This is a genomic window from Pseudomonas sp. LP_7_YM (genome assembly GCF_004364435.1).
GTDB lineage: Bacteria > Pseudomonadota > Gammaproteobacteria > Pseudomonadales > Pseudomonadaceae > Aquipseudomonas.
In genome coordinates this window covers 764,433-779,060 of record NZ_SOCT01000002.1, presented here as the reverse complement: position 1 = coordinate 779,060, position 14,628 = coordinate 764,433, and the positions used below count along the sequence as shown (strand labels likewise).

At 61.3% G+C, this 14,628-nt stretch carries 11 protein-coding genes; 5 read left to right on the top strand and 6 right to left on the bottom strand.

Annotated elements, in window-relative coordinates; translation table 11 throughout:
• Nucleotides 1-181: 181 nt before the first annotated feature.
• The 5 genes from EC915_RS08625 to EC915_RS08605 all read left to right on the top strand — a co-directional run bounded on the left by EC915_RS08625 (nt 182) and on the right by EC915_RS08605 (nt 9,343).
• Nucleotides 182-787 (top strand): cysteine dioxygenase, encoded by a 606-nt coding sequence (locus EC915_RS08625; protein WP_133750097.1) that lies wholly within the window; start codon nt 182-184, stop codon nt 785-787.
• Complete coding sequence (locus EC915_RS08620) at nt 787-2,367, top strand: rhodanese-related sulfurtransferase (protein ID WP_133750096.1); 1,581 nt, start codon at nt 787-789, stop codon at nt 2,365-2,367. Before EC915_RS08625 ends, EC915_RS08620 begins: the two co-directional genes overlap by 1 nt.
• Nucleotides 2,368-2,664: 297 nt before the next feature.
• Nucleotides 2,665-3,675: an ABC transporter substrate-binding protein gene (locus EC915_RS08615; protein ID WP_133750095.1), complete on the top strand. Its 1,011-nt coding sequence runs from the start codon at nt 2,665-2,667 to the stop codon at nt 3,673-3,675.
• Between the two features lie 25 nt (nt 3,676-3,700).
• Nucleotides 3,701-5,065, top strand: a complete 1,365-nt coding sequence (locus EC915_RS08610; RefSeq protein ID WP_133750094.1) for an LLM class flavin-dependent oxidoreductase — start codon at nt 3,701-3,703, stop codon at nt 5,063-5,065.
• A 189-nt stretch (nt 5,066-5,254) separates the two neighbouring features.
• Nucleotides 5,255-9,343, top strand: a complete 4,089-nt coding sequence (locus EC915_RS08605; protein WP_133750093.1) for a DEAD/DEAH box helicase — start codon at nt 5,255-5,257, stop codon at nt 9,341-9,343.
• A 170-nt stretch (nt 9,344-9,513) separates the two neighbouring features.
• On the opposite strand, the gene EC915_RS08600 is transcribed toward EC915_RS08605, so the two are convergent.
• From EC915_RS08600 to EC915_RS08575, 6 genes are read right to left on the bottom strand one after another with little or no spacing between them, the layout of a single operon-like run.
• Nucleotides 9,514-10,155, bottom strand: a complete 642-nt coding sequence (locus EC915_RS08600; RefSeq protein ID WP_133750092.1) for an RraA family protein — start codon at nt 10,153-10,155, stop codon at nt 9,514-9,516.
• Nucleotides 10,152-10,931 (bottom strand): IucA/IucC family C-terminal-domain containing protein, encoded by a 780-nt coding sequence (locus EC915_RS08595; protein ID WP_133750091.1) that lies wholly within the window; start codon nt 10,929-10,931, stop codon nt 10,152-10,154. The genes EC915_RS08600 and EC915_RS08595 overlap by 4 nt, the downstream gene beginning before the upstream one ends.
• Entirely contained in the window at nt 10,928-11,719 is a 792-nt protein-coding gene (locus EC915_RS08590; protein ID WP_133750090.1) for an ABC transporter ATP-binding protein, read from the bottom strand. The genes EC915_RS08595 and EC915_RS08590 overlap by 4 nt, the downstream gene beginning before the upstream one ends.
• A gap of 10 nt (nt 11,720-11,729) precedes the next feature.
• The gene (locus EC915_RS08585) at nt 11,730-12,761 is read right to left on the bottom strand and encodes an iron chelate uptake ABC transporter family permease subunit (protein WP_133750089.1); all 1,032 of its coding nucleotides are present in this window, start codon (nt 12,759-12,761) and stop codon (nt 11,730-11,732) included.
• On the bottom strand, nt 12,754-13,743 hold the full coding sequence (locus EC915_RS08580; protein WP_133750088.1) for an iron ABC transporter permease: 990 nt from the start codon (nt 13,741-13,743) through the stop codon (nt 12,754-12,756). The genes EC915_RS08585 and EC915_RS08580 overlap by 8 nt, the downstream gene beginning before the upstream one ends.
• A complete protein-coding gene (locus tag EC915_RS08575) occupies nt 13,740-14,603 on the bottom strand; it encodes an ABC transporter substrate-binding protein (RefSeq protein ID WP_372237863.1) in 864 nt (287 codons plus the stop codon). The genes EC915_RS08580 and EC915_RS08575 overlap by 4 nt, the downstream gene beginning before the upstream one ends.
• Nucleotides 14,604-14,628 lie beyond the last annotated feature (25 nt).

Sequence of the window (14,628 nt, the reverse complement as noted above, 5' to 3'; positions counted from 1 at the left end):
AAAAACAAGATAGGCAAAAAGCATAATTCCAAATATGCCGCATAGATACCCCGACAACCTGTGCAGCGGTTATGAAATGCTTTTTCGTTATAACCTAATCATCAATAAATAGCATATTAAGCGTCGGTATTATGCTTATATTACTCGTACAAATGAGTCCTGCCCCTTCCACGGAATTCACATGACCCCTCCCCGACACCCGGAACGGCTCCGGGCCTTTATCGCAGCCCTGGCCGAATTGATCGACAGCCACCCGCCTGAAGCCGATCTGCTGCACCGCGGCGGCAAGCTGCTGGGCCAACTGGTGCGGTACGACGATTGGCTACCCGATGAGTTCGCCATTGCCGACCCGACCCGTTACCAGCAATTTCTACTGCATGCCGACTCCCGCCAGCGCTTCTCCATTGTCAGCTTTGTCTGGGGACCGGGACAAAGCACGCCAATTCACGATCACCGGGTCTGGGGGCTGATCGGCATGTTACGCGGCGCGGAATACTCGCAGGGTTACGCCCGCAGCGCCGACGGGCATCTGCAACGGGAAGGCGCGGCCATCCGTCTGGAGCCCGGCGACGTCGAAACCTTGTCACCGCGCAGCAACGACATCCATCAGGTCAACAATGCGTTCGACGATAAAGTCTCGATCAGCATTCATGTCTATGGCGCCAATATCGGCGCCGTGAAGCGTGCCGTCTATCAACCTGATGGCAGCGAAAAACTGTTCATTTCCGGCTATTCGAACGCCTACCTCCCGAACATTTGGGACCTGTCCAAAGAGAATCAAGCCTAATGACTCAAAGCACACGATCATTCGCCGATATTCGCAAAGCGCTGCTGGCCGGCGCAGAAGTCGCCTTGGTGGATGTGCGCGAAGAAGCGCCGTTCGCTGAAGCCCATCCGCTGTTCGCTGCCAATATCCCGCTGTCGAAACTGGAGCTGGAGGTGCTGTCGCGAATTCCTCGTCGCGATACGGCGATCACGCTCTACGATAACGGCGAAGGCCTGGTTCAAACTGCCCTCGCCCGCCTGGCGGATCTGGGTTACAGCGACGTCAAGGCGCTGCAAGGCGGATTGCAAGGCTGGCGGGATGCGGGTGGCGAGCTGTTCATCGATGTGAACGTACCGAGCAAGGCATTCGGCGAACTCGTGGAGCATCATCGTCACACTCCGTCGCTGGCGGCCGAGCACGTGAAACAGTTGCTCGACAGCAAGGCCGACGTGGTGGTGCTCGATGCTCGCCGCTTCGATGAATATCAGACCATGAGCATTCCGACCGGCGTCAGCGTGCCGGGGGCCGAGCTGGTGTTGCGCGCCCGCGAACTGGCGCCTGATCCCCAGACCCGCATCATCGTCAACTGCGCAGGACGCACGCGCAGCATCATCGGCACCCAATCGCTGGTGAACGCCGGTCTGCCGAACCCGATCTCTGCCTTGCGCAACGGCACCATCGGCTGGCTGTTGGCGGGGCAGACGCTGGACCACGGTCAAAAGCGGCGCTTTCCTGCGGTCAGTGAGCAGACCCTGGACCTGGCCCGTATCGATGCCCGCAGAGTGGCCGACAAGGCAGGTGTGAAGCGTGGCAAGCGTGCCGACCTGGCAACATGGCAAGCCGGAACGGCCCGCACCACGTATCTGTTCGATGTGCGAACGCCGGAAGAATATGAAGCCGGCCATTTGCCGGGGGCTCGTTCGACACCCGGTGGCCAGTTGGTGCAGGAAACCGATCACTACGCCAGCGTGCGTGGCGCCCGGATCGCGCTGGCGGACGACAATGGCGTACGGGCCAACATGTCGGCCTCATGGTTGGCGCAACTGGGTTGGGAAGTGTTCGTCCTCGACGACCTCAGGGCTCAGGACTTCAGCGAAAAAGGCCCGTGGAGTGCGCCGACTCCGACACCGTGGCAGGTCGAGGAAATCAGTGCCGACACCCTGCGTCACTGGCAGGCACATGGCAATGTGGCGGTGCTGGACTTCACCACCAGTGCCAACTATGTGAAGCAGCATATACCCGGCGCCTGGTGGACCTTGCGCGCGGACCTGTCCAGTGCCTTGCGCAAGATTCCCGACGCAGAGCAGTACGTACTGACCTGTGGCAGCAGCAAGCTGGCGCGACTGGCGGTGCCGGAAGTCGAAGCGCTGACAGGCAAACCGGTGTTCCTGCTCCAGGACGGCACGGCCAGCTGGATCACCGCAGGGTTCGAACTGGAAAACGGTGAAACCCATTTGGCCTCCCCTCGAATCGACCGCTACCGCCGTCCCTATGAAGGCACCGACGCACCGCGCGAAGCGATGCAGGCGTATCTGGATTGGGAGTTCGGGTTGGTGGAACAGCTTGGGCGTGACGGCACCCATGGGTTCAGGGTGATCTGATCCCCGTTCGCAGGGGCGCACTTGGCTGCCACACGTCAGCTCAGATAACGGGGTATTTGAGCTGCCCCGTTGTCGCAGGCCAAAGCGCGCGCCTACTACGTTCGATGAATATTTCGACAGTTAATTAATGCAAATACCTGATATTAAGACACTGAAAAAATCATCTAATTACATAATTAGCATATAACCAAAAGATACTTCTAATTCGTTTCTTATACGTATAAGGTCATAACCCTTGGCCGACCCCTTCTCCAGGTGGAGGCTCAGACCCATCGTCATAGCCTGGAGACACGCTTCATGCCCGCCCCGATTTCAAATGCCCTTCGCACTAAAAAACTTTTGCTGGGTGCACTGCTCGCGCTGTCCTTCGGCCAATTCAGCCAGGCTGCCGAAACGCTGCAGCCGCTGCTGGTTGCCAACCAGAAATCAGCATTGAAGGTCTTGCTGGAAGTCTCGGGCGAACTGAAGGATGTCCCCTACCCGATCAAATTCTCCGAATTCCCTTCTGCCTCGCCCTTGGGTGAAGCGCTGAACGCTGGCGCGGTCGATGTCGGCGCACTGGGCGATGCGCCTTATGTGTTCGCGCTGGGTGCTGGCGCTCCGCTGAAAGTGATCAGCATTACCCATGTCGACGGCCGCTACACCACGGCACTGATCGTGCGTAACGATTCGCCGATCAAATCCGTAGCCGACCTCAAGGGCAAGCGCATCGTCACCGGACGCGGTTCCATCGGCCATTACCTGGCGATGCGCGCACTCGACGAAGCCGGCCTTACAACCGGCGACGTCAACTTCGTCTACTTGCTGCCAAGCGAATCGCGGCTGATCCTCGACAATGGTGATGCTGACGCCTGGGCCACCTGGGCGCCTTACACCACGGTCGCCACCCAAAGCGGCGCACGCATCCTGCCCAACGGCCCGGACCTGTTAACCAACCACTCCTACCTCGCCGCGACCAGCAAGGCCATCGCCGGGAAACGCGCGCAGCTCGATGACTTCGTCGTGCGTCTGGACCGCGCTTATCGCTGGGCCAACACCCATCCCAAGGAATACGCCGCCGCTCAGACCAAGGTCACCGGCCTGCCCCTCGAAGTGCATCTGGCCGTCAACCGTGACACCCGGATGGAGCCTGTAAGCATCGACGACAGCGTGGTGAAGGGCCTGCAAAACACCGCCGACATTTACCAGCGCGAAGGCATCCTCACCCGGCATGTGGATGTCTCCAACGGCTTCGATCCGCAATTCAACGCCATCCGCCTGGCTGCCGAACAGGCTGCAGGGCAGACCCCTTCGCAAGCTGCGCGCTAAGCGTTAGACCCAGGAGAGCACCCACATGAGCACACCTCGTCAACTCAAATTCGGCGCCATGGTCCATGGTGTCGGCCACGGCTGGGGAGAATGGCGCCACCCGGATGCACAGGCCGATGCCAGCACCCATTTCGGCTGGTACCAAGGCCAGGCCCGCTTGGCCGAGGACGCGAAATTCGATTTCGTCTTCATTGCCGATAGCCTGCACATTCATGAGAAATCCAGCCCGCACTACCTCAACCGTTTCGAGCCGCTGACCCTTCTGTCGGCGCTGGCGGCCACGACCTCGAAGATCGGGCTGGTGGCGACCGTCACGGTCAGTTACACCGAACCGTTTCAGGTGGCACGGCAAATTTCTTCTCTGGATCACATCAGCGGCGGGCGCGCTGGCTGGAACATCGTCACCTCCTGGCTGAGCGCAACGGCGGAAAACTTCAGCAAGGCAGAACATCCACCCCATGCCGTGCGCTATCGCATCGCCAGAGAACACGTATCGACGGTCAAAGGGCTGTGGGACTCCTGGGAAGACGATGCCTTCACCCGCAACAAACACACCGGCGAATTCTTCGACCGCGGCAAGCTGCATTCGCTGAACCACCAGGGTGAGTTCTTTCAGGTCAAGGGTCCGCTGAACATCGCACGTTCCAGGCAAGGCCAGCCGGTGCTGTTCCAGGCCGGCACTTCCGAGGACGGGCGCAATTTCGCGGCTGAATATTCCGACGCCATTTTCGTCCATGCCGAATCGTTCGAGGAGTCGAAGGCCTACTACGCCGACCTGAAACGCCGGGCCGAGGGTTTCGCTCGCAAGGCGGACGACTTGTCTATCCTGCCGGGAATTCGCCCGATCGTAGGGCGCAATCCCGAGGAAGTGGAGCACCGTTATCAGCAGGCCGTGGCGCTGGTGAGTATCGAGGACGCCATCGTCGCACTGGGTCGTCCGTTCAACGATCATGACTTCACCCGCTACCCGCTGGACGAGCCGTTCCCGGACCTCGGCGATCTGGGCTCCAACAGCCAGAAAGGCGGTTCGGACCGCATCAAGCGACAAGCACGGGAGCACAATCTGACGCTGCGGCAGGTGGCACTGGATTTTTCGCGTCCTCGCCGGGAGTTTGTCGGCACCCCGGAGCAGGTCGCCGACCAGATCCAACACTGGTTCGAGAATGGGGCAGCCGATGGCTTTATCATCAACTCCTTGCTGCCCGACGGCCTGAGATGCTTCACCGAATGGGTGATTCCGGTGCTGCAAAACCGCGACCTGCATCGCAGGCACTACACCGGCTCTACCTTGCGTGAGCATTTCGGTCTGGCGTTCCCGGCCAACCGCTACACCGCAGCCAGGGATGAAGCGCAGGCTACGCAGGCGCAGAAGGCGCAGGTGCCCGCTTAAACACGCCGGATCGCCAGAGACCCGGTCAACGGTAGAACGGCAGGAGGGAGTCGACTCGCGGCCTGAGCATGCAGAGGTCACAGATGCAGGCCAATGGATCGAAAGTCGACAACCCGGTGCGTCTCGTTAAAATGGAGCCTTTGCCGTGGGAGAAGATGTCCTCCTCCCAGCCGTGCCACGAGGTCCAGAATGCCCACCCAGTCAGCCGCTCCCGATTCCCTGCCCGATCACTGCATGACGGTCTTGTACGGGTTGGTGACGTCATTCCCTGGTAAAGGCAAGAGTTCGCTGCTCAAGCTGCTGCGCCCCCTTGGGGCATCCGACGCTGACGGCAAACCGGTGGACGCCGATACGCTGTCCGCATTGCTGGATTTGCTGCATGAGCAGGAGTGGATCGTGCTGGAGGAGCGGCCTGAGGGTCGCTACTTCGGTGTCGCACCACAACGGCGCAATCAGGTATTGCTGAGCTTGCTGGAGTCGGCAGATTGCGAGCACTGGCTGCATGAAATCAAAACCGGCCTGCCCTTGCTCAGTGAATGGCAAACGCCGTCCCGGTCGCGGATCCTGCAGGACCTCTGGCTGAACCTGCTCAGTGGTGACCTGCGTGGACTGGCGCATTCGTTGCGTTTGGCTACGTTTCTGTTCGTCCACACGCAATCCCCCGTCGATCATCCCATGCGCGTGCTGCAGGCCGACCCTGAAGGACTCAAGGTCTTCGCCCGGCTGGAAGACGACATACGCCTGTTGCTGGTGGAGGATCACCTCAATCTGCTCAACACCCTGCTGAGCCCGGCCGGCCACAGCTACCCCTTGGCGCTGCGCGAAATGGAGGCTCGACCGAGCAGGGCCCTGGGGCTTGAGCTGTCACTTCAGGCCCTGTGGCGTGGCGACTGGGGAACGCTTGAATACATCGAAATCGAAGAACTGGCCTTGCTGCACCAAACCATTCATTTATTGCTGCGCGGCCAGGTGAGCGAGACGTTGCTGTTGCTGCGTACCTGGCTTAGCGAAATGCGCAGGCTCACCAAGAAGCGCAGGATCGATCTGCCGCCAGTGCTCAATGCGTTTTACTGCCTGGCGCTGATTGCGGAGAACGCCCCCCAGCATCGTGCAGCCCTCAAGCAGGCCATCACTCTGGGCGACAAAGAGCGCTACGGCCGTGCCTACGTGGTGCTCCTTCACCTGCTCGAACAACTGCAAGGTGAGACGTCATCCCTCTCATCCGCCTTTCTGCCCGACACGTTGAATGGCCTGGACGGGTTGCTGCTGGCGCTTGCCCTGTACTGGCTGGATGCGCCTCAAGTGCGTCAGGAGGCATGGCGCACCAGGTTGCAGGATTACCGCGATGAGCTGGCACGGGACGAATACCTTTGGCTGGCAGCGGAGTTTGACGCACTGATCGCCATCCAGTTCGGCCAGCCCCGGCAGTTAACCCAGGTCCATCGAAGCGCCGGTTTGCAGCCGCTGGTCGAGCTCTGTCATCGTCAGGAAGCCTGGGAGCATGCGCTTAACGCGCTGAGTCAACTAAGGCCCGGCAAGGGGCCAGCCACCCCTGCTGCTGACGAGAAGAATACCCGTCTGGCCTGGACCCTTCTGCTGACCGACTATTGGATGAAAGTCGAACCGCGCGAGCAAAAACGCAATGCCAAGGGACAGTGGAGCAAGGGCCGTACAGTGGCGCTCAAGCGTCTGGTAGAAGACGGCGACCTGATGGATTTTCTCTGCGAGCAGGACCGGCAGACGATCAGCGCGATCCAGGCAAGCTACCACTACGCCAGCCCCGAATACGAACTGCCCGCTGTTCACGCCTTGCCCCGTCTGGTCGGCCATCCGGCGCTCTACTGGGAGGACGCGCCGGACGTGCGTATCGATCTGCAGGCGGGTCAGGCGACCCTGCACCTTCAGTCCCGTGCCGAGCAGATTCAAGTGCGTCTGGAGCCTGCGGGCATCCTCGACGCGGGTGATACCTATGTGCACAAAGAAACCCCGACCCGCCTGCTGGTCTACCCGATAAGCCGCGAACTGCGCAAAATTGCAGACATCGTTGGCCACAGTCTGAGCGTGCCGGCGTCGGCCAAGGCGCAACTGATCGAGGCCGTGAGCGCGATTGCCCCGCTGCTGCCGATTCATTCGGATATTCCCGAACTGACCGGGCACCTCGACCAGGAGCCGGCCGATACCCGTCTCTACGCGCATTTGCTGCCTCTGGCTGAAGGTGTGCGCTTGCAACTGTTGGTGCGTCCTTTGGCGGACGGTAGCTGGTTCCGCCCAGGTCAGGGGGCCGAAAATCTGCTGGGCGAGCGCGAAGGCAAGCCGCTGCAGGTATGCCGGGACCTGGCTGGCGAACGCCATGCGCTGCAACAGGTCCTGGAAAGTTGCCCAGGGCTCGCCTATGCCGACAGCGACGGCCAGGAATGGCAGCTGGACCAGCCCCAGCATGCCCTGCAGTTACTCAGCGAACTGCATGCGCTGGACGGCGAGCTGCTGCACTGCATATGGCCGGAAGGCGAGCGCATGCGGATCAAGGCGCGTCCGGGGCTGACCCAGCTCAAGCTGGGGCTTCGCCAGCAGGGCGACTGGTTTGTGCTGCAAGGGAATATCACCCTGGACGACGGCAGGGTGTTACAGCTCAAGGAATTGATGGAACTGCTCAAGGCCAGTCCCGGCCGCTTCCTGAGGCTCAATGAACGCGACTGGCTGGCCCTCGATGACAGTCTGCGCAAACGCCTCGATGAACTGGCGCACCTGACCGACCGGGTCAATGACCAGGGATTGCGCCTTAGCACCCTGACCTCGCCGCTGCTCGCCAGCCTGGCCCAGGAAGTCGGGCAATTCGACGCCGACGCGAGCTGGCAGACCCACCTCGAAAAACTGCAGTCCTTGCGTCACTACCAACCGCAGGTACCCGGCGGCCTGCAAGCCGAACTGCGCGATTACCAACACGACGGCTTCGTATGGCTGGCACGTCTGGCCCACTGGGGCGTCGGTGCCTGCCTGGCTGACGACATGGGTCTGGGCAAGACCGTGCAGACACTGGCGCTGTTGCTGCAACGCGCAAGCCTTGGGCCGCAACTGGTGGTCGCACCGACGTCGGTCACGCTCAATTGGCAGGCGGAAAGCGCACGCTTTGCTCCAGGTCTTAAATTGCGGCTCTATCAACAACAGCGCAGCCTGGATGATCTGGGTCCCGGCGATCTGGTCATCGTCAGCTACGGTCTGCTGCAGCTCGATACCGCGGCCTTCACCGGGCAGCGCTGGACCAGCGTGGTGCTGGACGAGGCTCAAGCCATCAAGAACGCCCAGACCAAGCGATCCCAGACCGTGATGGCGTTGCAGGCCGACTTTCGTATGATCGCCACCGGCACCCCGCTGGAAAACCATCTTGGCGAATTGTGGAACCTGTTCCGGTTCATCAACCCTGGCCTGCTCGGCAGTCAGGAAAGCTTCGCCGCCCGCTTTGCAACGGCCATCGAGCAAGGTGATCTGGCGGCGCGCCGGGCGCTCAAGGCATTGATCCAGCCGTTTATCCTCCGACGCCTGAAAAGCCAGGTGCTCGAAGAACTGCCAGCACGTACCGAGATCACCTACAAAGTGCCGTTGTCGGACGAGGAAGCGCATCAGTACGAAGCCCTGCGCCAGCAGGCGGTGGCAAACCTCTCGCGACTCGATCCCAAGCAGGGCAAATCCATGCAGGTGCTGTCGGAGATCACCCGTCTTCGTCGCTTCTGCTGCCACCCCTCCTTGGTCCTGCCGGGCTCGACGTTGCAGAGCAGCAAGTTGCAGGCCTTTACGGAAATCGTCAGCGAGCTGCTTGAGAACCGGCACAAGGCGCTGGTCTTCAGTCAATTCGTCGACCACCTGAGCATCGTCCGCGCCTGGCTGGATCAGCAAGGGATCGCCTATCAGTACCTTGATGGCGCCACGCCCGCCAAGGAGCGGCAAAACCGGGTCAATGCGTTTCAGGCCGGGGTAGGCGACATCTTTCTGATCAGCCTTAAGGCCGGTGGCAGCGGCCTCAACCTGACTGCGGCGGACTACGTGATCCACCTCGACCCTTGGTGGAACCCGGCCGTTGAAGATCAAGCCAGTGACCGGGCGCATCGCATGGGCCAACAGCGGCCCGTGACGATTTATCGGCTGGTAACCGAAAACAGCATCGAGGAGCAGATCGTGGGCTTGCACGGGCGCAAACGCGACTTGGCCGACAGCCTGCTGGACGGTGGCGAAATCAGCGCGAAGCTGGACGCCGATGCGCTTCTGGAACTGCTTAAAGGCTAGCGAAGGATCGGGGCCTGACGCCTGCGTCGGGCTCCGGACCGGATTTTGGTATGAGCGCAAGCTGATGAAGCGTAACCTGCGCAAGCAAAAACGCCGTGCTGGTGATCGGACACATTCGTCAGGACTTTCACGATTCCCTGATCCGGTACTGGTCGGGCTCTTCCTTGCGCCTACCCGTTGCAGATCCGATGTGCCTTTCCCGCCAACCGGCCCAGAAACACCTCCCGCCGCCCACGATCCGCGCTTTCCTTCGCCAACAAACCTGGCAACAATTCAGCTGCCTGCTGGGGATTCAGGATAAACACGCCATCATCATCACCCACCGCAAGGTCCCCCGGGTTGACTGCAACGCCACCGATACAGATCGGCCCATTGAGTTCGCCGCGCTCTCCCAGACTTCGTGTGGTCACGGCGCTGATGCCCTGGCTGAATACCGGCAGCCGATGTTCGCGCAAGGCGGCGACATCGGTCACCGCACCCGAGACCACGACTCCGGCCAGTCCCTTGATGAGCCCGGCCAGCGTGCGCAGCTCGCCCCAGCATGCGCAATGCCCGTCGCCGACGCACTCGATCACCAGCACATCACCGGGCTGGCTGTTCAACAGGGCGTCGCGAAGAATGCTCCCATCGGGCAGGTGTACTTTCACCGTGACCACGTTGCCGACCATCCTTATACCGTCGAACAGCGGTCTGATCCCGCGCAGATAACCGTTGTCGGTCAGGTGCCCGATGGTGGAGGCCGCGATGCCCCGGTATTGCACGATTACGACATCGTCGAGTGGTTGCTGGCGGTCTGCAATCTGCTTGTTCATCGATGTTTCCTGGGCCTCAATAGCGGGCAGGTCGAGCAATACTCGACAGGATTGCTGGCCTCGTAATAGAAGCAGCAGGTGCGACGAAATCGAATGCTTTTACCCTCCGCCTCCAGCAACACCGGTGGACGCCGGAAGTGTTTCAACGGGTTGTAATGCAGGCCGAACAATGCTGGCTCGGCTTGATTGAGCAGCCAGTCGAAATCGGCTTCATGGCGCTGGCGGATCAGAGGGTCTTCGACCTTGACCATGCGCTTCTCGTACAGCGAATAGACCCGCACGGCGGTGTTTTCCCACAGAATGCGCCGGGAAATGCCCGTGACACGATTCAAGGTTTCCCACAATGGCTGGAGCAAGTCGCGAAACAGGGTGCCGACCACCTCATCGCGCCACGCCTCGCGGTTGCCTGGCTCATAGCCCGCGGGGACGGTATCGACCAAAGGCATGGAGGAGGTCCACAGGCCGTCATCGTGTGCGTATTCGAGTACGCTGTTATCCAGCGACAGGATCAAGCCTTTGTCGTAGACCGACATGGCGTACAGACAGGCACCGGTGCTCAGAAAGGAAAAGCGCTTGGCCAGCAGGGATGCGGTGATCGCCTGTGTCGGGGAGCCGATGATCGGACCCAGGGTCTGCAGCAATCGCTCGCACGCCTGATCATCCAGCAATGCGCTGGCTGGCAACGAGCGGGGATCACGCGCATCCGCCTGCTTGAGCCGCAGTGCCCCGGACAGCAGCGCCCATTGCGCCTCACTGAAGTCGTGCCTCAGATTCATTGCGGCAACTCGCGGCCAAAGGGGATGCACAACGGGGTACCAAAGAAGGGGTCAGCGATGATCCGACAGTTGAGGTTAAATACCTGCATGACCAGCGCTTCACTGAGGATGTCGGCGGGACGTCCCTGGGCAAAAGCGGTGCGCTGGTGAACGGCGACCATGTAATCGGCATAGCGACAAGCCAGGTTCAGGTCATGCAGAACCATGACGATGGTCTTGCCCTCTTGCCGGTTGAGGTCACGCAACAGGTCCAGCACCTCGATCTGATGCGCCAGGTCGAGAAAGGTTGTCGGCTCATCCAGCAGCACGATGTCGGTGTCCTGCGCCAGCGTCATGGCGATCCACGCGCGCTGACGCTGGCCACCCGACAACGCATCCACCGGCCGGTCGGCCAGTGCCTGCATGCCGGTCTGCGCCAGCGCTCGTTCGACCATGGCCTCATCCTGAACGGACCATTGCTGCATCCAGTTCTGATAGGGATAACGGCCCAGCGCCACCAACTGACGCACGCTGATGCCTTCCGGCGCGCTTGGCATCTGCGGCAGAATCGCCAGTTCGCGTGCCACGGTGGCGGTGGATTTCTGGTGAATGTCGGCACCGTTGAGCACCACGGTGCCCTGCTGTGGCTTGAGCAGACGCGCCAGGGATTTGAGCAGCGTGCTTTTGCCGCAACCGTTACTGCCAATCAGCACGCTCACCTGACCTTCGGGCAATTGCAGATCGAGGCTTTCGATGATCACCTGTCGCTGGTAACTGAGGGTCAGGTCATGGGTTGCGATGGACGCCATCAGTAATTCCTTAATGCCGCTGATTGATCAATAGATACAGAAAAAACGGTGTGCCCAACACCGCTACAAAAATCCCCGCCGGTAGATCCAGCGGCAGGAACAGCGTACGCCCGGCCAGATCGGCGAGCATCACCAGATTCGCACCGATCAGTGCCGCCATCAGTGCTTGACCGGTAAACCCGGGAGGCATCAAGCGCTTGGCGATATGCGGCGCAATCAGGCCGACAAAGGCAATCGCACCGGCCCATGCCACCGCCAGGCCTGCAAGCGCAACGCTCACCACCAGCAACCCGGCGCGCAGCCACTGCACCTGCACACCGATGCCTTGGGCCAGACCATCGTCCAGCTGCTGCATGCGCACCTGACGGGCGAGCAGCACCAGCAACGGCAGGGTCAACAGCAGCCAGCCTGCCAGGGCACGGGGTTCCGGCCAACTGGCACCATACACACTCCCGGTCAGCCAGACGTACGCCGACAAGGTGGTGGTCAACGGGCTGAACACCAGAACAAACGTGGTCACGGCTGCCAGCAGCGCCGATACGCCGACCCCGATTAATACCATCCGCAATGGCGAAGCGCCTTGGTTCCACGACAGCAGGTAGATCACCAGCGCCGCCGTCCCTGCGCCGCAGATTGCCGCCAAGGGCAGCCATTGCGCGCCCCACACAGCCGAGAGGAATGACAGGTACAGCACTGCCGCCGCACTGGCGCCGCTGGTAATACCCAGCAAGTCCGGCGAAGCCAGCGGGTTGCGGATGATGCTCTGCAGGATCAGCCCGGACAGGGCCAATGCCGCGCCTACCAACGCCGCCAGCACCAACCGGGGGGCACGCAGTTGCTCGACGATGAACACCAGGCTGGCATCGGCCTGCCCAAAAAAAACGCTCACAAGGGCCATGGGCGACAGGTTGATTTTGCCCACGGCCAGCGACCCCATTGCCACCAGCAGCGTCAGCGTTGCCGCAATCGACAGACGCGTTAATACGGTCAGGCTGAACTGTCGGGAAAAGCTTCGGTAGCGCAGGGTCAGGCGCCTATCCATAACGCGCCCCTCGCCGCACCAACGCGATAAAGAACGGCGCACCAAACAGCGCGGTCATCACGCCAACGGGAACCTCCTGAGGCAAGATCACCACTCTCGCCAGCGTATCGGCCAGCAACAAGAGCGTTGCGCCCAGCAATGCGCAGCCGGGCAACAGCCAGCGATGGTCGATGGACAGCGTCTTGCGCACCATGTGCGGCACCAGCAGCCCGATGAAACCGATGCTGCCCGCCAACGCCACGGCACTCGCCGCCAAAGCAATGATGACGATGCTCATCAGCAGCCGAATCAGCCCTGTACGCTGGCCCAGGGCGGTCGCGATGGCCTCTCCGGTATTGAGCACGTTGACCTGCCCGGCTAATAGCAATGACCCGCACAAGGCCAGCGCCACGCAGACCAGTAACGGCGCGGTCGTGCTCAAGTCGCGCCCGGACAAGGAACCCGCCAGCCAGAACAACACGGTGTCCAGCCCGTCCTGATTGACCACCAGCAACGCCTGACTGAACGCTGTGAACAGCGCGGTGATGGCCGCACCCGCCAACACGATCCGCAACGGATTGAGACTGCCCTGCCCACGATTGCCAATCACCCAGACGACAGTCCCCGCCACCGCCGCGCCGATGAAGGCACACCACAGCCACTGACTCATGGACGACAGGGCGAAAAACGATGAACAGACGATGATGGAAAACGTCGCCCCTGCGTTGATGCCGAACAAGCCCGGCGACGCCAGAGGGTTGCGCGTCAAGGCCTGCATCAGCGCGCCGGCCACCGCCAGGCTGGCACCTACCGTTATCGCGATCAAAGTGCGCGTCAGCCGCGTGCCGAGCAGCACATGCTCGATAGCGCTCAGCGCATCGGGCCGCCACACGCTGCGCACAATCGCCGAAGGCGAAATCCAGGTGGCTCCGGTGGCCAGGCTCAAGCCCATGCACGCCAACAACACCAATAGACCAAGGCCCAGTTTCAGCGCAGCCGTCATGAGGCGCTTTGCGCCATCGCCACACGAGCGATTTCATCGAGCATCTGGTTGGCGCCCAGAATGCCCCCGGACAGGCTCCAGGCGACGGCATCGACGCGCCATACCTGACGGTCCTGCACGGCCCGCAACGGCTGCCAGAACGGGTGCTGGACCAACGCGGCGTAGCTTTGCTGCGCGGTTTTGCTGTCCGCGCGCTGAAAGATGAAGAACAGATCGGCGTCGACCACCGGCAAACTCTCTCTGCTGCTGAGTTTCAGGGATACACCGCTCGCGGCGCGGGCGGCGGGGCTCCAGTCAAAGCCCAGTTCACTGAGGATCGAACCTGCAAAACTGGTGGGAAGATAGCTGCGGATATGGTCTTCGCGAATATCGAGCACCGAGACTGTGACCGGCCAGCGTCCGGCAAACTTCGCCTGCAACTGACTGCGCAACTGCGTCACCCGCTGCTGCCACTTGCCCAGCAGATCCATGGCTTGCTGTTGACGCTGCATGGCAGCGCCCATCATCGCCAGCGTGCGTTTGAACTCGAACACCTCTTCCAGCATCAGTACGGTGCTGATCTGCTCAAGCAGCGGAGCAATGCGTTGATTGCGAAAGCGTGAAGCGACGATCAGGTCGGGCTTGAGCAGCACGATGTCTTCCAGGCTGGGTTGGGTTTCCAGGCCAACGTGTGGCACCGCCGCCAGCGCCGGGCGCAGGTAGCGATACATGGGTTTTTCGCTCCAGGAATCCACCACCCCACAGGGCGTCACGCCCAACGCCACAGCGCTGTCGGCAGAGCCCTGAAACAGGGTGACCACGCGCAACGGCGCTGCCCGGGCAATGCCGGGCAGCGCCAGTAAACCCAACGACAGACGCAGTACCGTGCGCCGCGATGGATGGACC

What these genes read in the sequence shown, in the direction of transcription:
- EC915_RS08625 (WP_133750097.1), top strand. Translation starts at nt 182, where the DNA reads ATGACCCCTCCCCGACACCCGGAACGGCTCCGGGCCTTTATCGCAGCC.
- EC915_RS08620 (WP_133750096.1), top strand. Translation starts at nt 787, where the DNA reads ATGACTCAAAGCACACGATCATTCGCCGATATTCGCAAAGCGCTGCTG.
- EC915_RS08615 (WP_133750095.1), top strand. Translation starts at nt 2,665, where the DNA reads ATGCCCGCCCCGATTTCAAATGCCCTTCGCACTAAAAAACTTTTGCTG.
- EC915_RS08610 (WP_133750094.1), top strand. Translation starts at nt 3,701, where the DNA reads ATGAGCACACCTCGTCAACTCAAATTCGGCGCCATGGTCCATGGTGTC.
- EC915_RS08605 (WP_133750093.1), top strand. Translation starts at nt 5,255, where the DNA reads ATGCCCACCCAGTCAGCCGCTCCCGATTCCCTGCCCGATCACTGCATG.
- EC915_RS08600 (WP_133750092.1), bottom strand. Translation starts at nt 10,155, where the DNA reads ATGAACAAGCAGATTGCAGACCGCCAGCAACCACTCGACGATGTCGTA.
- EC915_RS08595 (WP_133750091.1), bottom strand. Translation starts at nt 10,931, where the DNA reads ATGAATCTGAGGCACGACTTCAGTGAGGCGCAATGGGCGCTGCTGTCC.
- EC915_RS08590 (WP_133750090.1), bottom strand. Translation starts at nt 11,719, where the DNA reads ATGGCGTCCATCGCAACCCATGACCTGACCCTCAGTTACCAGCGACAG.
- EC915_RS08585 (WP_133750089.1), bottom strand. Translation starts at nt 12,761, where the DNA reads ATGGATAGGCGCCTGACCCTGCGCTACCGAAGCTTTTCCCGACAGTTC.
- EC915_RS08580 (WP_133750088.1), bottom strand. Translation starts at nt 13,743, where the DNA reads ATGACGGCTGCGCTGAAACTGGGCCTTGGTCTATTGGTGTTGTTGGCG.